The 26326-nt window shown below is 42.7% G+C and carries 33 protein-coding genes and 1 pseudogene; 29 read left to right on the forward strand and 5 right to left on the reverse strand.

Translation table 11 applies throughout. From position 1 onward, the window contains the following. Window positions 1–107: 107 nt before the first annotated feature. The gene (locus NNL35_RS15620; protein ID WP_040729450.1) at window positions 108–833 is read right to left on the reverse strand and encodes a CAP domain-containing protein; all 726 of its coding nucleotides are present in this window, start codon (window positions 831–833) and stop codon (window positions 108–110) included. A gap of 236 nt (window positions 834–1069) precedes the next feature. On the opposite strand from NNL35_RS15620, the gene NNL35_RS15625 reads away from it, so the two are divergent. The 10 genes from NNL35_RS15625 (at window position 1070) to NNL35_RS15670 (ending at window position 8674) form a co-directional block, all read left to right on the forward strand. Beyond that, window positions 1070–1618: a histidine phosphatase family protein gene (locus tag NNL35_RS15625; RefSeq protein ID WP_254553584.1), complete on the forward strand. Its 549-nt coding sequence runs from the start codon at window positions 1070–1072 to the stop codon at window positions 1616–1618. A gap of 239 nt (window positions 1619–1857) precedes the next feature. Beyond that, on the forward strand, window positions 1858–2319 hold the full coding sequence (locus NNL35_RS15630) for a GNAT family N-acetyltransferase (RefSeq protein WP_006674655.1): 462 nt from the start codon (window positions 1858–1860) through the stop codon (window positions 2317–2319). 646 nt (window positions 2320–2965) lie between these two features. Further along, complete coding sequence (locus tag NNL35_RS15635; RefSeq protein ID WP_006674654.1) at window positions 2966–3415, forward strand: GNAT family N-acetyltransferase; 450 nt, start codon at window positions 2966–2968, stop codon at window positions 3413–3415. Between the two features lie 90 nt (window positions 3416–3505). Beyond that, entirely contained in the window at window positions 3506–4180 is a 675-nt protein-coding gene (locus NNL35_RS15640; RefSeq protein ID WP_254553585.1) for an HAD family hydrolase, read from the forward strand. Window positions 4181–4281: 101 nt separating this feature from the next. Then, window positions 4282–4488: a hypothetical protein gene (locus NNL35_RS15645; RefSeq protein ID WP_254553586.1), complete on the forward strand. Its 207-nt coding sequence runs from the start codon at window positions 4282–4284 to the stop codon at window positions 4486–4488. A 142-nt stretch (window positions 4489–4630) separates the two neighbouring features. After that, entirely contained in the window at window positions 4631–5623 is a 993-nt protein-coding gene (locus NNL35_RS15650) for a serine hydrolase domain-containing protein (RefSeq protein ID WP_006674652.1), read from the forward strand. A gap of 287 nt (window positions 5624–5910) precedes the next feature. Next, complete coding sequence (locus NNL35_RS15655; protein WP_238535241.1) at window positions 5911–6429, forward strand: GNAT family N-acetyltransferase; 519 nt, start codon at window positions 5911–5913, stop codon at window positions 6427–6429. Between the two features lie 226 nt (window positions 6430–6655). Next, entirely contained in the window at window positions 6656–7522 is an 867-nt protein-coding gene (locus tag NNL35_RS15660) for an alpha/beta hydrolase (RefSeq protein ID WP_006674650.1), read from the forward strand. Between the two features lie 163 nt (window positions 7523–7685). Next, the gene (locus NNL35_RS15665; RefSeq protein WP_006674649.1) at window positions 7686–8087 is read left to right on the forward strand and encodes a hypothetical protein; all 402 of its coding nucleotides are present in this window, start codon (window positions 7686–7688) and stop codon (window positions 8085–8087) included. Window positions 8088–8356: 269 nt separating this feature from the next. Next, a complete protein-coding gene (locus tag NNL35_RS15670; RefSeq protein ID WP_006674648.1) occupies window positions 8357–8674 on the forward strand; it encodes a MazG nucleotide pyrophosphohydrolase domain-containing protein in 318 nt (105 codons plus the stop codon). A gap of 169 nt (window positions 8675–8843) precedes the next feature. Here the strand turns inward: NNL35_RS15670 and NNL35_RS15675 are convergent. From NNL35_RS15675 to NNL35_RS15685, 3 genes and pseudogenes are all read right to left on the reverse strand, one after another. Further along, window positions 8844–9005 (reverse strand): annotated as a pseudogene (locus NNL35_RS15675) (SAM-dependent methyltransferase); the annotation flags it as partial. Between the two features lie 230 nt (window positions 9006–9235). Then, window positions 9236–10078 (reverse strand): aldo/keto reductase, encoded by an 843-nt coding sequence (locus NNL35_RS15680; protein ID WP_006674646.1) that lies wholly within the window; start codon window positions 10076–10078, stop codon window positions 9236–9238. A 28-nt stretch (window positions 10079–10106) separates the two neighbouring features. Further along, entirely contained in the window at window positions 10107–11357 is a 1251-nt protein-coding gene (locus NNL35_RS15685) for an MFS transporter (protein ID WP_006674645.1), read from the reverse strand. Window positions 11358–11524: 167 nt separating this feature from the next. On the opposite strand from NNL35_RS15685, the gene NNL35_RS15690 reads away from it, so the two are divergent. The 19 genes from NNL35_RS15690 (at window position 11525) to NNL35_RS15775 (ending at window position 25709) form a co-directional block, all read left to right on the forward strand. After that, on the forward strand, window positions 11525–11971 hold the full coding sequence (locus NNL35_RS15690; RefSeq protein WP_006674644.1) for a winged helix-turn-helix transcriptional regulator: 447 nt from the start codon (window positions 11525–11527) through the stop codon (window positions 11969–11971). A 248-nt stretch (window positions 11972–12219) separates the two neighbouring features. Further along, window positions 12220–12951: a DUF695 domain-containing protein gene (locus tag NNL35_RS15695; protein ID WP_006674643.1), complete on the forward strand. Its 732-nt coding sequence runs from the start codon at window positions 12220–12222 to the stop codon at window positions 12949–12951. Window positions 12952–13046: 95 nt separating this feature from the next. Further along, window positions 13047–13187: a DUF6933 domain-containing protein gene (locus NNL35_RS30660; protein ID WP_420798515.1), complete on the forward strand. Its 141-nt coding sequence runs from the start codon at window positions 13047–13049 to the stop codon at window positions 13185–13187. A gap of 2 nt (window positions 13188–13189) precedes the next feature. Beyond that, window positions 13190–13507 carry a hypothetical protein gene (locus NNL35_RS15700; RefSeq protein ID WP_085982240.1) on the forward strand — a complete coding sequence of 106 codons (318 nt, stop codon included), beginning with the start codon at window positions 13190–13192 and terminating at the stop codon, window positions 13505–13507. Window positions 13508–13569: 62 nt separating this feature from the next. Beyond that, a complete protein-coding gene (locus NNL35_RS15705; RefSeq protein WP_006674642.1) occupies window positions 13570–15978 on the forward strand; it encodes a penicillin acylase family protein in 2409 nt (802 codons plus the stop codon). Between the two features lie 929 nt (window positions 15979–16907). Beyond that, on the forward strand, window positions 16908–17249 hold the full coding sequence (locus tag NNL35_RS15710; protein WP_006674641.1) for a helix-turn-helix domain-containing protein: 342 nt from the start codon (window positions 16908–16910) through the stop codon (window positions 17247–17249). A gap of 266 nt (window positions 17250–17515) precedes the next feature. Beyond that, window positions 17516–18082 carry a hypothetical protein gene (locus NNL35_RS15715; RefSeq protein ID WP_006674639.1) on the forward strand — a complete coding sequence of 189 codons (567 nt, stop codon included), beginning with the start codon at window positions 17516–17518 and terminating at the stop codon, window positions 18080–18082. A gap of 133 nt (window positions 18083–18215) precedes the next feature. Next, a complete protein-coding gene (locus NNL35_RS15720) occupies window positions 18216–18365 on the forward strand; it encodes a hypothetical protein (RefSeq protein WP_158000414.1) in 150 nt (49 codons plus the stop codon). A gap of 118 nt (window positions 18366–18483) precedes the next feature. Further along, window positions 18484–19128 (forward strand): HAD family hydrolase, encoded by a 645-nt coding sequence (locus tag NNL35_RS15725; protein WP_006674638.1) that lies wholly within the window; start codon window positions 18484–18486, stop codon window positions 19126–19128. 171 nt (window positions 19129–19299) lie between these two features. After that, entirely contained in the window at window positions 19300–20172 is an 873-nt protein-coding gene (locus tag NNL35_RS15730) for an AraC family transcriptional regulator (RefSeq protein ID WP_006674637.1), read from the forward strand. Between the two features lie 344 nt (window positions 20173–20516). Continuing rightward, on the forward strand, window positions 20517–20870 hold the full coding sequence (locus tag NNL35_RS15735) for a hypothetical protein (protein WP_254553587.1): 354 nt from the start codon (window positions 20517–20519) through the stop codon (window positions 20868–20870). A 249-nt stretch (window positions 20871–21119) separates the two neighbouring features. Next, on the forward strand, window positions 21120–21671 hold the full coding sequence (locus NNL35_RS15740) for a DL-endopeptidase inhibitor IseA family protein (RefSeq protein WP_083835461.1): 552 nt from the start codon (window positions 21120–21122) through the stop codon (window positions 21669–21671). Between the two features lie 158 nt (window positions 21672–21829). Then, a complete protein-coding gene (locus NNL35_RS15745; RefSeq protein ID WP_006674634.1) occupies window positions 21830–22237 on the forward strand; it encodes an NUDIX hydrolase in 408 nt (135 codons plus the stop codon). A 270-nt stretch (window positions 22238–22507) separates the two neighbouring features. Continuing rightward, window positions 22508–22963 carry a pyridoxamine 5'-phosphate oxidase family protein gene (locus NNL35_RS15750; RefSeq protein WP_167539888.1) on the forward strand — a complete coding sequence of 152 codons (456 nt, stop codon included), beginning with the start codon at window positions 22508–22510 and terminating at the stop codon, window positions 22961–22963. Window positions 22964–23100: 137 nt separating this feature from the next. Next, the gene (locus tag NNL35_RS15755; protein ID WP_006674632.1) at window positions 23101–23658 is read left to right on the forward strand and encodes a DUF4240 domain-containing protein; all 558 of its coding nucleotides are present in this window, start codon (window positions 23101–23103) and stop codon (window positions 23656–23658) included. A gap of 21 nt (window positions 23659–23679) precedes the next feature. Further along, window positions 23680–24186 (forward strand): DinB family protein, encoded by a 507-nt coding sequence (locus tag NNL35_RS15760; RefSeq protein ID WP_006674631.1) that lies wholly within the window; start codon window positions 23680–23682, stop codon window positions 24184–24186. 40 nt (window positions 24187–24226) lie between these two features. Beyond that, on the forward strand, window positions 24227–24709 hold the full coding sequence (locus NNL35_RS15765; protein WP_006674630.1) for a hypothetical protein: 483 nt from the start codon (window positions 24227–24229) through the stop codon (window positions 24707–24709). A gap of 148 nt (window positions 24710–24857) precedes the next feature. Then, window positions 24858–25163 (forward strand): phage terminase large subunit family protein, encoded by a 306-nt coding sequence (locus NNL35_RS15770; RefSeq protein WP_254553588.1) that lies wholly within the window; start codon window positions 24858–24860, stop codon window positions 25161–25163. A 57-nt stretch (window positions 25164–25220) separates the two neighbouring features. Then, window positions 25221–25709 (forward strand): GNAT family N-acetyltransferase, encoded by a 489-nt coding sequence (locus tag NNL35_RS15775; RefSeq protein WP_006674628.1) that lies wholly within the window; start codon window positions 25221–25223, stop codon window positions 25707–25709. Between the two features lie 83 nt (window positions 25710–25792). On the opposite strand, the gene NNL35_RS15780 is transcribed toward NNL35_RS15775, so the two are convergent. After that, window positions 25793–26203, reverse strand: coding sequence for a winged helix-turn-helix transcriptional regulator (locus NNL35_RS15780; RefSeq protein ID WP_006674627.1), 411 nt, complete (start codon window positions 26201–26203; stop codon window positions 25793–25795). Window positions 26204–26326: the final 123 nt, after the last annotated feature.

Raw genomic sequence — 26326 nt, forward strand, 5'->3', positions numbered from 1 at the left:
CCTCGACAAGCGATCAAGGATTGGCGCTTGACTAACTCGCCACCTAATAGTATCAAAAACCCGCATGGGGGTTTTTGATACTTTTTTAGTTGGGGAGATGAAAGGCGTTATCCCTTAAATTCCTGGACCCATGTATTGTTATAATAAGCAATACCGATATGGGTATAACTATTATTCAGTATATTTGCTTTGTGGCCTGGGCTATTCATCCAATCATTCATAACCTGGGTAGGGGTGGTTTGCCCTTTTGCGATGTTTTCTCCAGCGGAATTGTATGTGATCCCGAATTCCTTCATCATATCGAAGGGGGAGCCATGTGTTGGAGAATTATGATCAAAATAATTGTTGTTGTACAGGTCCTGTGCCTTGACCATAGCCATATTTGACAATTCTTCACTCATACTCAAGGAACTTAACCCTGTTTTGGATCTTTCCTGATTTACTAGATCCAGAACCTGCTGCTCGAATTGGGATGAATTATTATTGTTAGTATCATTTAGACCTTCCCGTGCTTGTCCTGTTGAACCTGTCGGATCCTTTGTTTCAGGATTTCCTGTAGGTGCCTGGTTTGCTGGATTTCCAGCCGGTGTTTGAATCAGATCCAACAAATCCAATGGCATTCCATTTTCTGCTTCTTTTGTTGTAATCGATGATCTCTCCGTCCCAGACGTAGCTGTTGATGATGCTTGTGTTAGGACAGAGTTTGGCGCAGCAGTATGAGCATGAGTTGAAATTCGTGTTTGCTCAGGAGCCGCTTGATTTTGCATCGTATTGTTCTGGGCCGAACAGCCTGTGACCAATAATAATACTGCTAATACGAAAAACCTTATCATTTGCTAACCTCCTGGGTTGTTAATTAATGAAGTTACCGGATTTAGGATTTCCTGCATGTCCTTTACTTATTCCTCATCGCCCTTGAGGAATACACGGCGCACCCGCTATCGTAAAAGCTTACGCCGGAAACGCCATCTTCCCTTACGGAAACATTAGACTTGCTGTTGTCTTTTTTGGTGTCTAAAGGAAAACAAAGCGTGTTGTCGAATGGTTATGCATAAAGGAGGCTGGGATCATGATCTATGTGGTTCGACACGGGCAAACCGATGTGAATAAAGAGGGTAGAATCCAAGGGAGAAACGGGCTGCCCTTAAATGAAAATGGGATCAAGCAAGCGGAGGATCTCAGAGAGTCGCTTCAACATATCATGTTTGATTACGTATTTTCTTCTCCACAAGAAAGAGCTGTGCAGACAGCCGAGATTGCAACGGGGATGCAAGCTACTGTCGATCCCAGGCTGAATGTGTATGATTTGGGGGAAGCGGATGGGTTGCCGAAGAGAGAAGTGAAGATGTTAGGGGGCATTCCGGATCCTTCTGTCTATAAAGGGGTCGAAGATCCCCGAAGCTATGCTCAGAGAGTATTTGCCTTTATGAACGAGCTTATGGCGAAGGACAGTTTACAGGAAGCAAATATCCTCATATCGGGTCATAAATGCATCACGGGATGCATTGGTGCCTATTTCAATGGGATTCCTGACGATTGGAATATTTCGATATACTCTTCAGGCAATGGCGAGTATAAGGCATACCCATTCCTGTTCAAACGTAATGTCCAATTATAAACGTGTAGAGTATGGGCCAAGTGTTGCGGCACTTGGTTTTTTACTGGCGGCAGCGTTGATTGAGCATTAAGGAACCCTCCATTTCCAAGTATGTGGAAGGCTGGGGCAGGGAAGGCGATCTTGGATATATCGCAGAAAATGCCAAAGGCGGGCCTAAAGGCTCCATCACGATGCTGGCTCAAGTAAAGGAAATTAATATTAGCATATGAACGGACAAACAAGCGTGAGGAGATCTAACTATGAAAAAACTATCTATACGTCCTGTCACACGGGATAATTGGGAGAAAGCCATTCAAATCAAGATTCATGAGGAGCAAGTACCTTTTGTTCCTAGCATTTATGAAGGACTGACGTATGCTTATATCAAGCCATGGGATGAGGCGCTGGATCCTTTTCTTATATGCGAAGAAGAGGTCGCGATAGGATTTTTCTATATTAGCTATACACCGGATAGCGCGGATAATTACTGGATTGGCGGGTTTCAAATCGATAAATCATACCAAGGAAAAGGCTACGGCAAGCTGGCCATGAGAAGGATCATTGATTTCATTCGCGAGACTCATCCCCACTGCAGGCTGATCTCCTTAACGGTCGAGCAGGACAACACGCCAGCTCAACGGCTGTATGAAAGCATCGGCTTTGTGAACCAACAGGAGAAGAATCAAGACGGTGAAGTCATTTATAAATTTTTTCTAGCATAATAGTCGCTGTCTGCGGTATCATTTCGTAAACGCAGATTCCAATTGAACAGACAGCTCATGATCGCAATGTAAGCGAATGGACGGACTTGGGGATCGACGGGGGAGCCAGCGAATTCACTCATCGGCTGTACGATGAACTAGATTGCGATGGTCTGCTCTCGTCTGGCAGCGAAAGCCTTCAAAGATTATGTCGCTGTGCAAACAATATCATTATTCCGGAGCCGAGCCTCATATAACGGTAAAAGCTTCATATGGAGCTGCGGATCATATGAGCTGGCTGCCAAATGCCAGAGAATCAACGCCGCTGTAAAAAAAGGTGTTTCAAGTTATGATTTGGCTTTGATTATACAACATCGTTTACCGAAAGAATCGGAGACACTTCAATCTGCCTTAGGCGGAGGAGGTGTCTCTTTATCTATGTAAGATGATATTTCCAAGATTACACACTGCCGGTATACTTAGGGGGAGTGAGCGTTGTGAGTATGAATTTGGAACCGCGAATTTAAGTATTTGCGAAGTTCGTAGATATCACGATAAGTTTATTTTTTATGAGTTCACAAATAAGACGTTAGGTGAAACCTGTGCATGACAAAATAATCAAAAATAAAAAAGATAATCTAAATATAAATCACAGGAGGTATATCTCATGTTGATACTCGAACGAGCAATAAAAAATGATGCACCAAAACTTGCTGAATTACAAAAGGCCAGCTTTGATGAAGAATCAAAACATTTTAATAACAATGAAATCGGTGGTCCACCAGGATATGACTCCATAAGTTGGCAAGAAGAGATGATGCAAATTTGTGAATATCTCAAAGTACTCTTTAATGGACAAATAATCGGGGGAGCTTTGATATTAATAGAAAGCAATCATGTACATAATCTAGGAAGAATTTTTATTGATCCAAACTTTCAGAATCAAGGAATCGGTATGAAAGTAATGAAAGAAATTGAAAGAAGCTTTCCGGATAGCACTAAATGGTGGCTTGATACTCCTAGCTGGAGTGTCAAGAATCATCACTTCTATACCAAGTGTGGATTCACCAAAGTTAGAGAAGAAGGTGACCTATACATTTTTGAGAAGACTTTATAGACTCATTGTCGCCTTAAGCCTCCTCGGATCGTCAATAGAGAGACGTTATAGGAAATGGCCGAAAAAATATAATTCAAGAATGATAATACAATGAAGCAATTTGAATTAGTTAGTCTGGACATGTTTCAAACATTAGTAAATGTTGATTCGAGAATTGAGCAGATATGGAAACCTATCTTATTGAATAGTTACACATATGAAGCAGCTAATCAGTGTGCTCAGCTTTTATTACGTTATTTTTTTGAACACTGGGTAGAAATGAGAAAGACGAAGCAATTCTTTTTGACGAAAGAAGTATATGAAAGAAGCTTTTTAAGTGTATTTGAGCATTTAAATATTTCATACGATACTGCAGCTGCAAATAAGATTTTGTTTGAAGAACATAGGCTGTCAGCGTTTTATGAGGACACACTGGAATTCTTAAGCAGGATTTCGGCAAAGTATAAAATATGCATTGTAAGTGATGCTGACGACGCAATGCTACCTAGATTCTATGCTGATTACGGAATTCATATCTTTACTTCAGAACAATATCGATCTTATAAAAACGATGATAGTAATACAATGTTCAAAGAAATGCTTACATTTTATAATGTAAACCCGAGTAAAGTTATTCATATTGGAGATTCAGTGTCAGATGTAGAGGGAGCAAGAAGGGAAGGAATAATAACATGTTGGTTAAATCGAAACAAGAAGACTTGGGATTATGAATTAAAACCAGATTATGTAATAGAATCATTTAATGATTTAGAAGGGATTTTGTAAGGAGCCAAAGCATATGAGAAAGATCTTCATTCTAGGAATTGTTGCTAGTGGTAAAACAACCTTAGAAAAGAAATTATCAAAGAAAATGAATATACCATGGTATGAGATTGGACAGTATTGTTCATCATCAGACAGCAGAGGGAAGATTTAAACGTACACCGGATGAGCAGGTTGAGGTTATTAAGGATATTGATAGAACGGGACAATGGATTTTTGAAGGTACAAATCGAGAATCTCATCAATGTCTATTCGATATGGCGGATATCATCATATTTAATCTGACAATGAAAAAAAGAATACAATATTGAAGAAATTACCTAGTAAGTAACTCGAAGATGCAACATCCGATGGCCCAGTCGCTGACGCTCCTTAAAGCCGCTCGGGTTCGTAGATGCAAGAAGTTATAAAAAATCCCCGCAAAGACCTAAAAATCAAGAAGAGGTGAAGGTTGTGTTTGAAAAATTAGAAAATATAATTGAAAACTACAATATGGAAAACTATTTATCTGGAAACATATTGATTTCAAGAGATGGAAGAGAACAATTTAGCCGATCATTCGGTGAAGCAAGTATTCAACTAGGTGTTCCTAATAAATTGGATACGAAATTTCATATTGCATCCGTGACGAAGATGTTTATTGCCGCTGCAACCCTAAAACTCTATGAACAAAGACTTCTCAATCTTGATGATCATCCTGGCAAATATGTTGAAAGCTTCAAGGTACTTCACCCTAAAATTAAAATTCATCATTTATTGAGTCATTCGTCTGGATTGCATGATATCTATGCTGTGCCAAATTTGCGTTTTGAGATGAGTAAATTAAAAGTAGAGAAACAAGATTTTGTAGATTATTTAATTCACCTCAATCAGGATTTTACTCCGGGTGAAAAGTGGGGGTACAGTAGTACTGGATTCATCATTCTAGGATATATATTAGAAGCTCTGACAGGGATGAAGTATGAGCAAATATTTGATATGTGGTTCTTTTCACCATTAAATATGAGTTCTACCGGTTGTGATAATCCGCGGAAGATAAATCCTGGACGAGCATACGGACACACTTTGGAAAACGACAAAATAACTAATGCCGACAATGATAAATTAAGCGATATTGAGGCACCAGGAGAGCTGTTTTCAACAGTTCATGATTTGGATAAGTGGTGTGAGGCCCTTTTTAAAGGAGAGCTGCTTCAACAGGAAACAATGGATAAGATGTTTATGCCATATTATGTTACGACCTTTGATCCTCATCTAACTTATGGATATGGATGGTTCTTAGGGGCTGACTTTCGATTAATTGGAGGAGGGACCCCGGGATTTCGGTCTGAAATCTGGTACTATCCTGCTAATGATTTACGAATTATTATGTTATGGAATTACGAAAAGGTCGATTCACATCAATTGCTCTATAAGATGAAACCCGTACTATTAAACAATCGATAGGGATAATTCGAAGAGGTGAACTAATATTAAAGATATAAACAGGGATCTAGTTGAACAAGACAAACCGGATTTTGATCAGTAAATTGAAAGGTGAATTACTTAGGATTCCGTAGCGAGAAAGGACCTGTCACAATGATGACACAAAAAGAAATGATACACATCGTACAATCACAGCTTGCAATTGACTTAAACTGTACAATTGACGACTTGAACAGAGAAAAAGACAGTGTTATTTTTGTAGACGCAAAAGAAAATCCCGGACGCAGGCCGTTTCCGAGAAAACGCAGATGCAAGGAAAAGATAGGGATTCTATATTTTCTTTACCATTTATTAGAGGACTATACTTGCACTTTCTCCCTGATCTAGAACGAATAAAGCCGATGTCACCGCCAGACGATTTTTCATATGAAGTGGTTGAGAAGGATGAGGTTTCCAAGTTGTTGGGGCTTGAAGGATTTGATAATGCAATTATATCTGACATGAATCATCCCTATCATACTGTATTGGTCGTACTTGCCAAGAAAAATGATGAAATCGTTGGCATGGCAGGGGCGTGTAATGTATCTGCAAAGTTGTGGCAAATTGGTATAGAGGTACTTCCTGGATACCGTCATTTGGGATTGGCAGCTTATCTTGTAAATAGCTTAACTTTTGAAGTATTAAATCGGGGTTGTGTACCCATTTATGATGTTATCTCAAGTAATATTGCCTCACAAAGAGTGGCTTACCGGGTAGGATATTATCCGGCGTTTGTGACGGATTGGCGATGTAATTTTAAGGATTTTGAAACTTCATTACATAATTAAGTAACCTGAAATTATTTAAGGAATGATAACGGACAGGTAAAGAGGGTTTTTCTGAACAAGCAAGGGATGTTGCCCAATGTGAGCAGTGGTGTCAGATGTATAATCAAGGAAGAAGCTAAGGCAACAAACGCCCCAGCCTAAGATAAGAGCTATCTAAGGATGGGTCATTTCGTAAATACATAGAACGCTAGCTGAAATACGTTAAAAGTGAAAAGGAGATAAAGCAATGAAAGAAACAAGAATATATAAGCAAGTTAATAATTGTTCAATATACGCAGATATATATTACCAAGGCGCAAATTCGCCAATCATTTTGTATATTCATGGAGGAGCGTTGATTTTCGGCAGCAGAGACTGGTTGCCATCAGAACAAATCGATTTTTTTACGCGGTCTGGGTTTAGTGTGGTTAATATTGATTACCGGCTAGCACCAGAAACGGAATTTGAATGTATTATAGAAGATATTAAAGATGCAATGGATTGGGTTAGAACAAAAGCAACAGAATGGTATGATTTTGACATCGAAAATATGGCTGTCATGGGTAGTTCCGCCGGTGGGTACCTTAGTTTATTAACGGGAACCATGGATATAAAGCCTAAAGCCATTGTCTCATTCTATGGATATGGAGATATTTTAGGCGAGTGGTATGCTCAGCCTAGTGAGTTTTACTGCAAGAAACCGAGGATTAATAGAGGATCAGCTATAAAGCAAATAGGTGATGAAGAAATAACCGCTGGTAATTGGAATAGATTTGAGTTTTATCTTTATTGCCGCCAACAAGGGGTTTGGATTCAAGAAGTAACTGGAATGGATCGGATTCATGATTTAGATAAACTAACCAAATTCAATCCAATAAATAATGTTTCGATAGATTACCCGCCCACATTATTTCTTCATGGAGATCAAGATACGGATGTTCCCTATGAACAATCTGTAATTATGCATGAGCAGCTCAAGGGAAAGGGAGTTTTCTCAAGACTCATTACAATGGAAGGGGCGGATCACGCGTTCGATCGTAATTTTAAAGATCCAACGGTGCAAAGAGCATTTCATGACGTCTTGGAGTTCCTAAAAACTTATTTGTGTAAGTGATTCGAAAAAGTACCAGGGCATTTTGAGGGAGCGGCGGACACCCCTGCGAGGCTAAGTCCGTCGGACCCGGCGCGGAGCGCCTTTAGCCTCTCGGGTTCATAGATACAAAAACGCTATATTAAATATAATAATGGTTAAGATAAATCTAAGAGGTGTTAAAGAGATGGAAAAAATCAAAGCTATAACAACCGAATTAGGTGAAATTTATGGAAGAGACGCGATCTTCCTTGATGATATTCAATTCAATTATCAAAAGAATGAAGTTAAATTAATTGGTCAGATTAATGGACTATTATGTACAGAATCAGATGATGATGAGTTTATTGGATACGAATTGCTATTTAAGAAAGTTTATTATTTTAATATGGTTGAGTTAGATGTAAGTTTACAGATGTTTGATAATCTATACAATGAAAGTAGTAATTTTGGGGAACTATTTAATACAAAAATACTTAGAGATATAAAGAAGGCAAGAGATCTGGAGCTAAAGCAATATGTAATATATACATATGACGACGTTTTCGTTATCGCATGTCAAGAATTCGAATTAAGATTACAGAAATAAGAGCAGTAGGCAACAAATTAGAAGGCTGATTCAGAGAAGCCCAGAACTTCATATAACACGGTATCTACGCTGCTGGCTACGTCCTTGGTTCGCAAGGAAAGGAGTATGAAGCAGAGAAGCAAAATCAGCTAACAACCCTGGGAGGCTAAGTCCTCAGACACGGTCGCTGATGCTACCTTAAGCCGCTTAGTTCGTAGATACATGAACGTTACACCACAGACCGAGGATATATTATACAAAATACATAACATAGAAAAGGACTGAAAAGATTGAAAGAACCACTGACGATAAGAGACTTACAAGAATATATTAAGAAAACGGACTATAACCCAGAGAAGAAAGAACAGTATTTTTATAAGCTAGTGGAAGAAATAGGGGAATTATCAGAAGTAATTCGAAAAAATAAACGACAAGTAAACAATGAAAACCAAACAATAAAAGGATCGATTGAAGAAGAATTATATGATGTATTGTATTATGTTGCAGCCTTAGCCAATGTGTATGAAATAGATTTAGAAAAAAGCTTTAAATTAAAAGAAGAAATAAACAAGACAAAATGGAATAAAGATTGTTATCAGAAGGCATGATGGTTAGTCTTCCAACAAGGAATGAAAGTTCAAGGAAGAAGATAATAGAAGAAGTAGCTCCACAAATTTGAACCATTAATTACCTATACAGAAATACAATTACTTGAAAATAACTAATGGCCATCAGCGGCAAACATCTCCGCTGCATTCTCTCGCTATCTTACAAATCTTATCTGGTGTTCATGTTCTGCTCCTGCAATCGAATTAATACCTTGCCATAACGGCCGCTCTGCCGAATGGTCACTTTGCCGGACGGATACGTCTGGTCCAAATAGTCTGCTACCGTTTTCCGGTTCCGGTCATCTTCAGTCTGACCGTGATTGCGAAGCATTAGAATGATCGGGCAGCTTGGCCAAAGTTATTGAACGGTGCGAGATGGCAGAGCGGATTCGTACGCTGGCAAATGATCTGTTCAACCATTATTCATAAGACGCAATGTTTTTTTGGACAGCAACAAAGCCCCTGAATTGTCTCAAGGACAAATTCAAGGGCTAGTTCATTGTTAAGTTGGTGCGCTCGAGAGGACTCGAACCTCTGTGTGATGCTGACCATCAGACCGGTTTAGAAATCGAAGTTGTCCGGGTCAGGACCAATGCGGCGGTTTTCGTTAAGCCCGTCGATCCGATCCATATCTTCGGGGGACAGTTCAAAGTCAAACAGCGATGCATTTTCGACGATCCGGTGCTCTTTCGTAGATTTGGGAATGGTCACGACGCCATGCTGCAGATCCCACCGGAGAATTACCTGCGTGATGGACTTGCCGTATTTGTCCGCGATCTCTTTCAGCAGCGGATGGTTGAGCAGCTCTCCCTGCATCAATGGAGACCACGCCTCCAACTGAATGCCGTGCTTCTTCGTGAAGTCGCGCAGCTCTTTCTGGTTCAGCAGCGGATGGAACTCCACCTGGTTTACCACCGGTATGATTTCCGCATCTTTCATCAAATCTTCAAGGTGATGAACTTGGAAGTTGCTGACGCCGATGGATTTGACACGGCCGTCTTTATACAGCTTCTCCAGCGCTCTCCAGGCGTCTTTATACTTGCCGGCTACCGGCCAGTGGATCAAATAGAGATCCAGATAGTCGAGGCCCAGCTTCTTAAGGCTTGTCTCGTAGGCGGCGAGTGTCGACTCGTAACCGAGGTCGGCGTTCCACACTTTCGAAGTGACGAAAAGGTCTTCCCTGTTCAGTCCGTTCTCTGCCAGCGCTTCGCGAATTCCCTGACCGACGCTCGTTTCGTTGGCGTATACCGCAGCGGTGTCGATGCTCCGGTAGCCGTACTTAACGGCGGCTTTCACCGCCTCGACGAGCTCGCTTCCTTCCTCCACTTTAAAGACGCCAAGGCCCATCCAAGGCATGTCGATACCATTATTCAATCGGGTTCTGCTTTGTACATTTTGAGTCATAATCAATTGCCTCCTAATTTGGTTAGACTTATTTGTATTCGATACGATAGTTGGAAAGGGCATGGTTACCCCTTGATAAGCTTGCACGAGCTGCGGACGCCATATCCTTACGTTCTAAAGTTCGGCTCCACCAGGTCAGCAGTGCGGCGGCCGCGACCATCAACGAGCCAATCCAGGCGGTATGAATCAGGCCAAGATGACCAGTGACGATCCCGCCCAGATACGCGCCAAGCGCAATGCCGGCGTTGAAGGCGGCAATGTTGACCGACGAAGCGACGTCAACGGCTTGCGGCGCATACCGTTCCGCCAGCATCACGACATACACCTGCAATCCCGGCACGTTCATAAAAGCCAGAAGCCCCATGCAGAAGATCGTGATCAGCCCGGCCACCTTAAACGGTGCCGTGAATGTGAGAAGAAGCAAAATGGCCGCCTGAATCAGGAACATATACAGCAAGGCAGATAATGGCTTGCGGTTGGCCGCTTTGCCTCCGATCACATTGCCGATGGCAATGGCGATGCCGTAGAGCAGCAAAATCAGGGCTACGGTAGATTCTTTAAAACCGGTAATGTCATGTAGCAGCGGCGACAGGTAGGTGAAGACCACAAACGTTCCTCCATATCCGAGCGCAGTTACGAGAAAGGCAAGCAGCAACCTGCCATTAGTAACGATTTTCACCTGGTCGCGGATTGGCGTGCGGACGCCTTTGCGAAGATTGCCTGGGACCAGGATCAAATTGGCAATCAATGCGATAATACCGACGATCACGATTGCAGCAAACGCAGCTCTCCAGCCAAGCTGCTGGCCGATAAACGTCCCCAGCGGCACACCGGTGACGGTCGCCACCGTGAGGCCGGAGAACATAATAGATATGGCACTTGCCCTGCGGTCCTCGGCAACCAAATCCGCCGCAATCGTAGACCCGATGGACATAAACACGCCATGGGACAAAGCAGATATGATGCGTGCCGTCAGCAGCAAGCCGATCCCGGTGGATGCTGCCGCCAGGCTGTTGCCAATAATAAACACTAGCATGATACCGATAAGCAGCATCTTGCGCGGTACGCCCGACGTTAAAGAGGTTAGAATCGGCGCCCCAAAAGTGACGCCCAGTGCATATAACGTAACGGTTAACCCGGCGACGGTCACCGAAATATGCAGGTCATTAGCGATCAGGGGAAGCAGTCCGACACTGATAAATTCAGTGGTACCGATCGCAAACGCGCTGATGGCTAAAGCTAACAAGGCAAAGGTTGCGCGTTTTTTATCTAAAGACATGGTTTATTCCCACTCCTATATTTTGTTTTTATCTAACGATTGAGTTACATGATAGTAGTACCGGCCGGTAAATGTTATTATGTACCCATTGCAGTGTTTTGAACAGTACGTACTTTTTAGTACTATAGGCACCAAAAAGTGCCCATGGATTTTGAGGAGGCGTCATTATGGAGAAAAAGAAATACAACATCTCGGTTGAAGCTACGCTGGAAGTGATCGGAGGCAAATGGAAGTGTGTGATCCTGTGCCATCTGACCCACGGCAAGAAGCGGACAAGCGATTTGCGGCGGCTGATGCCGTCCATTACGCAGAAAATGCTTACGCAGCAGCTCAGGGAGCTGGAGGAGGACGGCATCGTAAACCGAATGATATATCATCAGGTTCCGCCCAAAGTGGAATATGAGCTAACTGAATACGGCTGGAGCTTGAAACCGATTCTCGACTCTCTCTGTATGTGGGGAGAGAATCATATTATTAAAGAGTACGGTGACAAATTTGCCGTATTGGAAGATAATATTCTCAACAACAAGGACATCGGCCTCGCGACCGAAATGGATAAATCGCCGAAGGAAAAGGAAACGAAACAGGGGCAGGGAATGGAACGAACCAATTGAGGGAAGCTTTGAAGGATCTTTCAGCAACCATGATGGATATGATGGTGTAATAAACTTGGATGCAGCCACCCGGCACTAGTGTCTTATGCCGCTTGGACGTCGTGAATGCGGGAACGTTACCTGAAAGGGATGCGAACGCTCGTACGTAGTTGCAAATAAAGGTAAAATATAACTACAATTGAATCTTGGGTAGGCATTCGTAAATACAAGAACGTTAGGCGAAATTTCCTGAGGAGGTAAAGATCTATATGTCTGATCATTGGGATATTTATTTCTGTGATATTGAAGGTAAGTTTTCATCAATTGTACTGGATATGGATATCTGGAAGGAGATTGAGAAATCGGAGTATCCTCATCCCATGGTTATAAGAATACCAATTAAGAACCCTGGAAAAAGCGGTACTCCAATTCATGAAGAAGCTGAATTACTCAACGACCTCGAAGACAAAATCACTAATGAGATTTCAGGTTTTGGATTTATTGTTGGCAGGATAACTACTGATGGGTTACGGGATGTAGTTTATTATTTTTCTAAACCATACGAGCTGGAAAAAGTAGCAGAAAAGTATTTCATTGAACATGGATATGAGATTCAGGTACATGGTATCGAAGAAGAAAATCTTTGGGATTTTTATTTTGAGTATCTTTACCCCAACAAATATCAACTTCAACATATGGGGAATAGAAAAGTTGTCGAACAGTTACGAGAGTCAGGGGATACATTTGAAAATTCGAGAAAGGTTGATCACTGGATCTATTTTCAATCTATTGAAGACAAAGAAAATTTTGATGCCAAGGTTAAACTTTTGGGATTCGAAATCGACTCCGATCCTTCAAGTGACGAAAAAATTTATTCTTATATCTATCGTTCCGATTATGTCGACTTTCATTCGATAAATGAAGTTACGGATATCCTTGTTGATTTAGCAGGAGAATGTAATGGTGAATATGATGGATGGGGAACGACGGTAGTTAAGTAGATTTGAGGAAGATGAAACTTTGCTTAACACCGTATTCACGCTGCGGGGTTTTCGCCCTATGGTTGTCAGATGTATAAGCATGACACATCGTCTTTGTGAATGATTTAACCAGATTATCAGTAATCATTGATGGAATAAGAACAGGGCAGTTAGAGCGTTTGAAAGAGAAATTCTTATTCACTCTTCGAGAATATTTGCTTCGGGAGGGAGTTAAAGAGAATTTGATAGCTACATAACGATGAAGGAAGTCACGTTTTTCATTGAAGATGTTTTTCCGCTTATTTATTTGAAGCTTATTGCCGAAGGACCAGAGCCGATGCAGCTTGTAAAACATCTGAATGGTCGACGAATTCCCTGCAAAAAACAATCCCGGCGACGCAACGCAATCGGTGAACGCCATTTTTGCATGTTAGGCATAAATAACAGTTTTCAAGAGTCAGGCCGTAAGTCTGCCGGTTATCCGATGACTTGCGGCTTTCATGTTATCCGTAAGTGTGAACATAATAAAGTATTCGTTAACATAATAATGAATAGATATTCAGCTTGTTTGTTGTAAGCGCTTAACAATCTATAAGCATTTCGATCCATAAATATCCAAAAGTCTGGAGGGGGCCCCGCATGAAGCTTTTGGCCGCAGTGACCGTTCCGAGCGTCAAACGGCGCAAGAAACGCTGGCCGCGCGTTACCGGAATCATTTTTTTGGTTTTAGTTCTTTTGATTGCCTGCGCAGGGGGATACGTATATTGGTTCGTGAATAAAAGTCTGCCTGTCGTTCAGGGGAAACTCAACATTTCTGGACTGGAAAAGGAGGTGACGGTATGGAGGGATGCTTCCGGCGTTCCGCATATCGAGGCGCAAAACGAACATGATCTCTACATCGCCCAAGGTTACGTAACGGCGCAGGACCGCATGTTCCAGATGGATTTGAGCCGCAGGCAGGCTTCCGGGCAGCTTAGTGAAGTGGTGGGGGCTAAGGCTATCGACCGCGATAAATTTTTCCGTGCGTTCAGTTTGCGGCGGGCGGCAGAGGTTTCTCTTGAAGCTTACTCGAAAGAGTCCAGACAGGTGCTGCAATGGTATGCGGATGGCGTCAACAATTACATCAAACATGCCAAAGCCGCCAGGTCGCTGCCGGTCGAATTTGCGATATTGGGGTATGAACCCGCGGAATGGCAGCCTGTGGACTCCTTGACGATTGGCAAATACATGGCCTATGATCTGGCAGGCAACTGGGAGGGGCAGGCTTTCAGATATGCCATGGCGCAGAAGCTGTCCTCCGAGAAATTTCAGTCGGTTATGCCAACCTATCCGAAGGATGGTGCATTGATCATCCAGGCGCTAACAGAACATCCGGTCGATCTGACAGCACTGGCTGCCACCGCGGTTCCGCGGGATCCGTTTAACGGCAGCAACAACTGGGTCGTATCGGGAGAGAAATCGGCATCCGGCAAGCCGATGCTGGCCAATGACCCGCATCTGGGCCTAAGTACGCCGTCCATCTGGTATGAGACGCATCTCTCGGCGCCAGAGCTGAACGTGAGCGGCGTGATTTTTGCGGGCGTTCCGGGGATCATTCTCGGGCATAACGACATGATAGCCTGGGGGGTGACGAATCTGAGTCCGGACGTGCAGGATCTCTATATTGAAAAAAGAAACCCGGACAATCCGCATCAATTCGAATATATGGGCAAATGGGAGGATGCCAAGGTTTATAAAGAGGAAATTAAGGTAAAAGGCGAGGATCCGGTGCCGTATGAAGTTGTCGTGACCCGGCATGGGCCGATTATCTCTGAATTCGCGCATGACCAGCGGCAGGAAACGGCGCTTGCGATGAAGTGGACCGCCCTGAATGCAACGACAGAGCTCGAAGCGGTTCAGATGTTCGCGAAAGCGCGGAACTGGGAGGATTTCAAGCAGGCGTTGGAACATTTTGAAGCACCTGCTCAAAATTTTGTTTTTGCTTCTACGGACGGCACGATTGCCTACCGTGGGAACGGCCTGATTCCGATCCGCAAAAAAGGCGACGGTTCGGTTCCGGTACCGGGCTGGACCGATGAATTTGAGTGGACGGGATATATCCCATGGGATGAACTGCCCACAACCGTGAACCCAAAGGAAGGGTTTATCGCTACGGCGAACAATAAAGTGATCGGCGACAGTTATCCGTATCATCTGACGGACGTCTGGTCCCAGCCATACCGCGAAGCGCGTATCCAGCAGGTGCTATCTGCCAAGGATAATCTGACCGTAGAGGATATGAAAAAACTTCAATTTGACCGCCATAACCTTCATGCGGAAGAGTTTTTGGATGAGCTGATTGCCAAGATCAAAGACTCGCCGGATTTGCGGCAGATCGACCGGGATACGCTTTCGCTTTTGCAAGACTGGAATAAAGTGAATGATCCGGAACAAGCTGCGCCGCTTGGCTATGAGCTGTGGATGCAGAGTTTTGATGATGTGCTGTTCAAACCCGAAATCAACGCTGACATGATGGAGCTGTTTAACAATAAGTCCGTCGTAAAGGATGAAATGCTCCGCAGGGCGCTTCAGGGTGAGCGGGAGCCATGGATCGACGAAAAAGGCGGAATCGAAAAGGTTGCGCTGCAGGCATTTCAGCTGGCTGCGGATCAGGCTGCTTCTCTGCAGGGCAAACTTCCGGACAAATGGCGATGGGGCAAGTTCCATCAGGTGGATTTTGCCCATCCTCTTAGCGCTGTGAAGCCGTTGGATCTGATATTTAACGCCAAGTCTGTCCCGATGGGCGGCGGCCGTGTCACCGTCGGGGCTGCAGGTTGGAATGCAGAGAGCGGCGAAGTCACCCATGGGGCACCATGGCGAACGGTCATCGATATGTCCGATCCGACCCGCTCGTTGAATGTGGTGGGACCCGGCCAATCCGGACATGTGCTGAGCAAGTGGTACCATGACCAGGTGGACGATTGGACTACCGGACAATACCACATCACGAGTAACGTACCGAATGAATATCGAAAGGCAGGAAATGAGCTGAAATTGGTGCCGGAATGAGAGAAAGCTGTCATATATTTTGTACTTTGAAGCAGCCCTAATGCGGGCTGTTTTTTTACCCTGGAAAACGACAACAGCACATAACACTGTATTGGGAGAAGCTCGTTCAACGAACGTCTCAGCCTAAGATAAGAGTTAGCAAGGAGGGGGCGTTTTGTGCTTTTGATGAATTCCGAACGATAAAGAGCAAACGTAGGAGGTTGTTCCTATGAAGAACCAATTTGACGATTAGTGTGAGGGCATGACGATGACGAAGAAGCTATATTATCAATCTTATGAATCCTACTATATCCGGGAGTGGAAGACACGAATCACTCGAAAAGTGGAGCGGGAGGATGGAACTTTGTTTTTTGGCACCTGCGGTTCAATGCTTCTTAGAAGAGATTCAATTTAACTTTGCATCGGGGCAAAGGCAACGGATGTGATAGATGAGGTATGAATGATCCAAAATGAATGAGTTCCATCAAAAGCTGCACACGAGAATCATCAATAAAATTATGTTTGTACGTCTTTTTCTAAGCATCAGAGACACTTCAATCTGCCGATAAGCAGAGGCGTGTCTCTTTTTCTGTGTAGGATAATTCCAATATTGCACAAGGCCGGTATACTGAAGGGAGAGTGAGCATTGCGGGATAGTGATATGGGGAAGAGAAAAGATCCAGGTTGTAATGAGAACGCTTGTACGCAGATGTGGAAGAAGGTAAAATATAACTACAATTGAATCTTGGGTGGGCATGGTTTCCCTTCGAAAGGAGGTGAAGCCATGGAAGTAAAAGATGCAATAACGATCATGCTCTTCTTTAGAACATTGAAACAAAAATTTATTGGAAAGAAATTTCGAAGATGGCATCCCCATCAGATAACATCGTATCTACGCTGCGGGCCGCCCTAGTGCGCAAGAAGAAGTATGCGGAGAAGCAGAATCGCCGATGTACGAGCGACTTCAAACTGTGAGTTTACGATTAAAGGGCAAGTCTGTACGCGAGATTGCCACGATCATCTGTCGTTCGAAGAGAACCATTCGCCTCTACATCCGCGACTATGAAAAAGAAGGTTTGTCGGGTCTGGCCATGCGTTTCTCCCCCGGGCGATCCCCACGACTAACGAAAGAACAGCTAGACGCATTAAAGCAAGTGATTGTGAATCAGGTACCAGCGGAAGTTGGATTCACTGCCAAATTCAATTGGACGTTGCAACTTATTGCAGACTACATTAAGCGTACGTATGGATGTACCGTCGAAGAAACGTTTCCGACTCTAAAAAGGGGTTGAAAACGGCAAAATTCGTTATCTTTTGTTTGAAGATGAAAGCATGATCCGAGACTATCAGGCCCTCCAACGAACGTGGTTTGAGAAGGGCAAACAACGGGTGATTCGGACAACCGGTAAAGATCGCGGCGTAAACCTGCTCGCCACCGTCGATTATTGCACGGTGTTGAAAGAACCTCAAGCAATCATTGACCGTCTCTGTGTGCGAATGGAGTCTAATAGAGCGGTGGATCTTTTTTGTTCAACTTATACCAAGAGGGAGATTCTATATGCAACCTGATATAAATCAACTATATGAAAAATACCTAACCCTAAATATCCCCAATCCTTTTACATTGGAACAGATCAGTGAAAGATTAATAAAACAATACTCGGCAACACAAGTAGACGTAAATAGATTTGCTGACTTAAAAAAAGACCCATGTGCAGATTTTCATACTGCCGTTGCAGCCTATCTATTCCGTAACAGTGACGGGGTAGAAAAACTTCTTACCCTTGAGTCTCCAGATGAAAAAATAGAATTTTACAAAGATTGTACATACGGAGATGGATGTAACCTTATACTTAATTCAGAAGATCATATATATATGTCGGGTGGAACAATACAAGTAGGAACAAAACTGTTATTAATTGAAATAGATATTTTTACAGGAATCGATAAAAAAGATATGGTTCCAGGCAAGGAAGAATTTAATGACTACTTAAAGGCATTATACTTAGCTGGATATATACATTTTGAAAATGATTCATTCATCGAAAAAGCCCGCCAACGATATAGAGAAGGTTATAGATTGCGGTGGTTTGGGTCTGGAACTTCTGGAGAAACAACATTTTAATATTATTTGGCCCGCAGGCAGTTGGAAAAATGACAGTAGGACAAAGCCTAGCAAACCTTACAAATTTCAAGCTTGTAGCAAAGATGATAAAAGAAGAACTTAATCTTTAGAAAAGCTCTCGAGGAGGAACACGATGAACATCCGATTGGCAACAAATGAAGATGTTGATCAGCTTGTTAGAATGAGATGGGATTTTACTAGTATAGACTCTCCGCATTTTCACCAAACACCATATCTGCTCTGCTGGACTTCGACCCTTGGTCGTGAGAAGTGGCTGGCATAGAAGTATATAATCGAACAAACTTGGTGAGGCTAAGTCCGATGGACCCGGCGCGACGCCTTAAGCCTCTCGGCTTCATCGATACAAGAACGTTATTTGACATGATAAGGAGATGTAAATATTGAAAGCATTTATCTTTGACATGGATGGCGTCATTATAGATAGTGAACCGATCCATTTTGAAATTGATGTTGAAACCATGAATTATTTTGGAGTGACCATTGCTCCTCATGAACTTGAAAGATTTGTAGGAATGACGAATCCAGAAATGTGGAGCATTCTAAAAGAGGAATACAGTCTCCCTCAGTCTGTATCAGAGATTATTGAATACCAACTCAAATCAAAAATTGAATGGATTAGATCAACTGATCTGGCACCTATTGAAGGAATTCAAGAATTAATCTTTGATTTAAAGAAAAACAATATATTAATTGGACTCGCTTCATCATCACCAATCGCTTTCATTAACGAGGTTCTTAGAAAGTATAACTTTTTCGAATATTTTGACAGCATTATTAGCGGTGAAGAAGTGACGAAAGGCAAACCAGCTCCTGACATTTATCTTGAAGTCTCAAATCAATTGAATATTAAGCCAAATGAATGTTGGGTGCTTGAAGATTCTAAAAATGGTGTACAAGCAGCAAAAGCGGCAGGAATGAAATGTATAGGTTTTATTAATCAGAATTCAGGAAATCAAGATTTATCAAGAGCGGATATTATCGTTAATAACATAAGAGATATTAAAGTGATGGATCTCTTGTTGTAATAATCGAAGAGGTCGAATTACGTTAGATAACACCATATTCATGCTTCGATAAAACTTCAAAGCCTCTTTATGGTCTGCTGCAAAGGATTTACCCTGCAGGATGGTGCACGGAATGTCGGGAGGAGAAATACCGTTTCTGCTATGCTTTGGTTACTGAGGGGAGGCGTTATCATGGATATGCTGGCACGACTGAACGAGGCCTTGAGCTATATCGAGGAGAACTTGACGAAGCCTGTGGACTATAAGGAGGCCGCGAGGATTGCCTGCTGTACGGAATATCATTTTACACGCATGTTCTCCTTCCTTGCAGGCATTACTCTGTCGGAATACATCCGCCGCAGACGGCTGACGCTAGCAGCATTAGAGTTAAGTCATCGTGACATCAAGGTCATCGATGTCGCTTTGAAATACGGATATACCTCACCGGATTCATTTACTAGGGCTTTTCAAAGTATGCATGGAATTACTCCCTCGGAAGCCAGGTTCCATGGACAGTCTCTCAAAGCCTTCCCTCGGATGACATTTCAGTTGACCATTAAAGGAGGAAGCGAAATGAACTACCGCATTGAAGACAAAGAGGCTTTTCGAATCGTTGGGATCAAAAAAAGAGTACCCATGATATTCGATGGGGTGAATCCGGAAATTGCCTCGATGGTGGAAGATTTGACACCAGAATTTATTAAAATGATTAAGGGTTTGTCGAATGTTCAGCCTTCGGGACTAATCAGTGCTTCTGCGAATTTTAGTGAAGGACGGATGGAGGAGAAAGGGGAACTCGATCACTATATTGGTGCGGCTACGACGAAAGAGGCTCCGGATGGCTTGGCGTCACTGGAGGTACCGGCCTCCACATGGGCTGTATTCACGGCCGTCGGCTCTTATCCAAATGCACTTCAGGAGGTCTGGGGACGCATCTATTCCGAATGGTTTCCGTCCTCAGACTATGAGCTAAGCAAAGGGCCGGAAATCCTGTGGAACGAGCATAAGGATATAACTTCGCCAAATTTTAAAAGCGAAATATGGATACCTATTAAGAAAAAGTAAGGGGAATGGGGATTTGTACGGAACAAACCCCGGAATCTGTAGAACTTACGATATGGAAGAAGGTCAGTCAACAAACGACCCAGTCTAAGATAAGAGTTATCTAAGGCTGGGTCGCTTCGTCTAATACCATAAGAGGAAGTACTCTTTGCAGAATTGAAAGCAATATACTCTTGTCACTTGGGGGGGGAAGAGTGATTAGAAACAATAAAAACAGTACAAAAGCAATCTTGCTACTCATACTATTATTCGCTGTGTTTTACTTATTCCAGAAGGATTGGAACAATGTCATTAGTGACAAAAGTTTGAATAAAGAGATCTCAGTCGAAGACATTTCCAGTACACAGATGTCTAAAGCGGTTTATACTCGAATTGGAAATGGCGCTACAGTTCACTTTGAAGACGTTGAATTAAATCAGGACGATGTTAGTAATATTACGAGTTGGATTAACTCAACACCCGAATCAGAAATAATAGAACTACATCGAATTCCTTCTAATATCAGTGCAGGCATTCTAATTAGATTAAAGTCAAGAAAAGAGATTCGCATTCAATACGATCTTGAAAATATATTTATAACAAGAACAGATGTAAAGAAAAAGCAAGTAATGTATTCAATTAATCAAGGGAACTTAAAGAACTTTTTTGATAAAAAGCTCAGAGGATTTTACTTTGGAGAAGACAAGGAAATGGATGCTTGAAGGTATTTCAGGATGGCCCCCACATCATATAACACCGTATCTACGCGCGGGCGGCGGGCGCCCTTAGTCTACCCGAAGAGTTAACAAAGGAAGTGGACAGGCAGACAACCCTTCAAGGCTAAGTGGCGAAGCCACCCAATCGCTACGCTCTTTTAAGCATCTTGGATTCAGGAACGCAAGAACGTTAGGTGAAATTATTGCAATATTTATCAGTTACTCACAAAAATTCAACATTTCAGGGGGATAAAATTGAAGATACTACTAATAATCCTAATAAGTTCATTACAAATGTTACTGATTGGGAACAATACGACGATTGCAGTAAATGAATTAACGAAAGAAGAAGCTGTTAGATTAACCATTGAAGGTGAGAATCAATTATCTTCAATCATTGTTTTCAGTCAGTTGGATCCCACTAAAGCGATACATACTCGATGTGGAGGGATTGAGTCACATGATCATTATTACTCTTATATTTGCGATGCAAAAACACTTACTGATATCACAAATAAACTTACACCATACTTCACTCAGAACTACATTGACGAAATTATACAACAATTTAATATACATAATGATAAGGAAGGTGTCCTTATTGAGTTATTTGATGGAGGATACACTTCAAAATCAACTGATTCTATACAAGAAGTTACAATTCAACAGAGTGGAAATAAAGCAAAGGTCAAGCTTCATTATCGTGTAGCTCTTGAAGGTGTCATTAAAGATGGATTTCCAATTCTTGATTTTGAACAGACAAGTCAAGGATGGAGAGTTGCATCAAATGGTTTAATATTCTGGTGAAGAACAACAAAATTAAAGATGGCGATGCATTAAATACTACCGGATTCATGCATCGGGGCTAACGTCCCTCGGTCCTGAAAGTATGAAGCGAGGATGTGATTACCGTTGCGAACCTCAGCGCATTCGCGCTAAGGCTCTCGGTTAAAGGAGTAGATTTTATGACCCGCCCCAAACATTTTGTTTCAGCTGCTGCAATTGTTCTGAATGATAAAAACGAGATATTACTCATTAAAGGTCCTCAAAGAGGCTGGGAAATGCCAGGAGGACAAGTCGAAGAAGGAGAGTCTTTAGCTCAAGCAGCGATCCGAGAGACAAAAGAAGAATCTGGAGTAGACATAGAAATCATTAGATTTTGTGGGATCTACCAAAATGTAGAGGAATCGATTTGCAATACGTTGTTTCTTGCGAGAAAGATTGGTGGAGAACCCATAACCACGAATGAAAGTTTAGAGACTGGATTTTTTCCAATAGAAGAAGCCTTGGAGATGGTAACTTTTATGAACTTTAGACAACGGATAGAAACTTGTTTAAAGCCAGATCAGACTCTAGATTATGTTGAATTTTAAGGATACTAATGAAAGAGAATTCGGGAAAGGCGTAGGCATCATTTTGTCTAAATAGAGATTAGCAGAATAATGATGAAATAGGTTCATATTACGATCATGTCAAGGGTATTCATACTGCGGGGCTTTCGTCCCTAAGTTATCAGATGTATAATCATGGAAGATGACTCAGACAACATACGACCCGGCCTAAGATAGGAGCTATCTAAGGGCCGGGTCACGTCGTCAATAAGGGAAACCAGCCTCTCAATTATTCAAAGGTAGGGAAAAATCATGAGAATAATTAGATTTGGGGGAAGAAGTTTTGATTTAGATACCTTCTTAAAGAAACCGTTATTTGCTCATCTGTCAACCATGTCGGAAGAGGGTCCTCGAGACTCTCCAGTTTGGTTTCATTGGGAAAGAGAACGGATATGGATTATTGGAATTACTTCGACAGATAGTTTTCCAAAGAGATTACAGAAAAATCCAAAATGTGCAATTGGAATTGTTGATTTTGATCTTTATCGTGGACTTGTTTTACATGCAGGATTTAGAGGTCATGCAGAGGTTAAATCATTTGATCATGAGATAGCATATCGATTACTGTCACGATATTTAGGTCCGCATGAAGAACGATGGGATCCAAGATTTCGCAATTTAGATGACAGCAATGTATTGATATGTTTTAGACCGGAAACTGTCGTAATCCGAGATCAATCATACGTTCCAGCAAAAGAAATGGAATAATGAATGGTTCTTCGAATAACTAGGAAACAGCGCAAACCATAAATATCCGTATCCTTTTACAAGACATCGAACGCACTCAAGTATAGTGTAGATTTTCGAAGAAGGCACTGACATACTCTTTAGGGAGGCTATTCTTAATGACGGATAAAGTCTTTTGGGAATTAATAAGTAATTCGAAAAAACAAGGCGGAAAACAAATAGAATGGTTAATCGTTGAGCTGTCAAAGAAGCCAGTAAATGAGATTATTGATTTCGAAATCGAGCTTGCAAATAAGCTGCAACAATCCTATACATCTTCGTTGTGGGGAGCAGCTTTTGTCATCATGGGAGGATGTTCCGATGACGGCTTTGATTACTTCAGAGGTTGGTTAATTGCGCAAGGAGAAGAAGTTTTTACTAAGGCAATAAAGAATCCCGAATTTCTTGCAGACTATTTAACAGACGAATACTTGGAAGAGGATGAGTTTGCTCCTCAGTTAGAAGAGATGCTATCCGTCGCTTCAGATGCGTACATTTATCAAAAAACCGGTGAGTTTGAATATAACGACGAGATTAGTACAGAATTTTGGGATGAACTCGAAGCTCGGGGGCACGAATCTATGTCACCAGAAATTGAAATTGATTGGGAAAAAGACGACCTTGAAGAAAGGTATCCGCGCTTATGGGAGAGATTTAGTGAGAATCCATTAACGTAATAAAAAGAAAGGAAGTTATCCATGGAACTTAACGAAATCAATCAAAAATTAAAAGAAACAAGAGACGAATTACTAGGAATTCTTAATGCATTGAGTGGGGATGAATTAAACAAACGGAAAGAGCCAAACAGTTGGACTATTAGTCAGATATGCCAACACTTAAGTAAGACAGAAGAATTATATGTCATGGCAATAAAGAAAGGATTAAAGTGTACAGAAGATTCGTTTATCGAGAATAAACCACAATGGGAACTTTTAATAAATAGAAGTAATAAGATAGAAGCTCCTGACATTGCTAAACCGGATGATGAAATATTAGAAGTCAAAGAAATAATTGAGAAACTAAATAAATCAAGAGAGAAGTTAAACGAAGTATTAAACAGAGTAGAAGACCCATCATTGCTAAGAAGAAGACATTTTGTACACCCGGTTTTTAAAGAGATGTTATTAATTGAATGGGTTAGATCACTGTACTTGCATGAACAAAGACATATTAAACAAATTATTGAAATTAAAGATGGAATATAAGTAAGGCATCTGCTAAAAACATCCACATCAGGAGGAACCGATGACCCATTATCCGATCGATATTGCCAATTTTCATGATACGATTCTTCAACTTCAAGGAATATCCGCGATCGAAAGCGGCGTCGAGAACCTGGAGCCCATCAATGCGGAGATGCTGCCGCTCTCCGCATGCGCTCATCTGCCTCATGCCGCGCTGTGGCGGACGGGAGGCGGGCTTGAAAACGAGGTTCTTATCCAGTTCGAGTTCGCCATTGACCATACAAGCGAAGGCTTGCAGTCATTGGAATTTCTTGCATGGTTCATCCGGGATTGCGCGCGGGGAGGCACAAAAATTCAATTGCGTCCCTTCGCGCTTCCCCCGGAAACGCCTTACGGCAGGCAATTGGGGACGACGTTGAAATTCCATATCGACCTATTTGTCGATGGAATCGAGGACACGTTAGAGCCCGCATTTGTTGCTATTCGTCAGCTCAATCAATCGCTCAAGCTGGCGGTGGAGATGTACAAAATTCCGGTCAAGTGAGCGCACAGATCATATGTCAGAAACAAAGGCTCAAAGGAAAGCGGGAAATCATATGGGAATAGCTTATCAGTTAAAATGCGGGCATTGCGCGTACCGCAGCAATATGTTTTTAGGGATCGGGTTCAGCCATGTATATGTAAGTTCACTCTTGCCGGCATTGAAGAAAGAAGAGGATCGACAGCGAGCTGCCTCATTTATCGATGACGATAGTGCGGTACATACCGCTTGCGATGTGATTTACGTGTGCCAACAATGCGGCTATCTTCATAATGACTTGTACTTGAAAATTCACGCGGATACCGATCAGTTTGAACTGTGTCATGACTGCCCCCGGTGTGCGGAGCCGCTGACGTTTGAACCGTTGGAAGACCTGGACCCGGAAGCAACGGTGATGGTATGTCCGGAGTGCCGGAAAGAGAAGCTGGAGATTGAGCCTTTCATGGATTGGGATTAGTTTGGAATAAAGAGGGTTATAAAAATTACGAAGTCTATAAGAAAAGGGGGGAAAAACATGAACGCTTTGGAAGCACGGGGACGAATCAGTGTGCGCCCATATCGGGACGCAGACAGGTCGGCTTGCCAGGAGCTATTCGATAGCAATGTTCCTGATTATTTTGCAGCCGTTGAGCGCAAAGATTTTGATGCTTATCTCGATGACCTGAAAGGGCCTTACTTCGTGATGGAAGATGAGACAGGCACCATTGTCGCCTGCGGCGGGTACGCGGCTGAAGAGGAAGATCCCGCGGCTGCCGTGCTCTGCTGGGGAATGGTCCGTCGCGACCTTCACCGATGCGGGTTCGGCCGACAGCTTCTGGCCGAGCGGTTGCGGCGAATTGCGGCGGAGCCGCAATATTCCCTCGTGACGATAGAGACGTCGCAATACAGCCGCGGTTTTTTCGAACGATTCGGGTTCACTGCGGAAAGGGTCGCCCCGGACGGCTTCGCGCCGGGCTTGGATCTTGTAGAGATGGAGCTCGATATTTCCAAGTTAAACGTATGAGAGCATATGTCATGACAAAGTGCTGGGAATGCGATGTTTCGCAGAAAGCTGTCAAGGGGAGGAAGATTTATCTTTTCATGGGGCTATCCCATGTCGCATGATGCGGAGCATTCTTCCGAGCCGGCTTCTCCCATTTCCAACTTGAGTTGAGCGATCCGCTTCTCGCCCCAATCGTACATCATCTGAATGATCGGCAGCAGGGTCATCCCCAGTTCGGTCATCGAGTATTCCACGCGCGGCGGTACTTCCGGGTACACTTCCCGGTGGACGATGCCGTCCTCCATCAGTTCTTTCAGTTGGCTCGTCAGCATTTTGTGCGTAATTTTGGGGAACAGGCGCTGCAGCTCGCTGAAGCGATGCGGCCCTTCCACCCCGAGATGCCACAGGATGACCACCTTCCACTTGCCGCTGAACATGGAGAGGGTCAGTTCCTTAGAACAGGTAAAATCACCGTTTTTGAGCTTTTCCTTGATTTCTTTTCGTATGTCCGTCATCGATACACTACACCTCTTCGTTGTTCTTATCCAATAGTACCTTTTTCGTAACCACCGCACAAAAAAGTGCATTCTTCCCGCACCTCGCGATACGGGATATAATGGCGTTAATCGAACATCATT

The sequence above is a fragment of the Paenibacillus dendritiformis genome (assembly GCF_945605565.1).
GTDB classification, from domain to species: domain Bacteria; phylum Bacillota; class Bacilli; order Paenibacillales; family Paenibacillaceae; genus Paenibacillus_B; species Paenibacillus_B dendritiformis_A.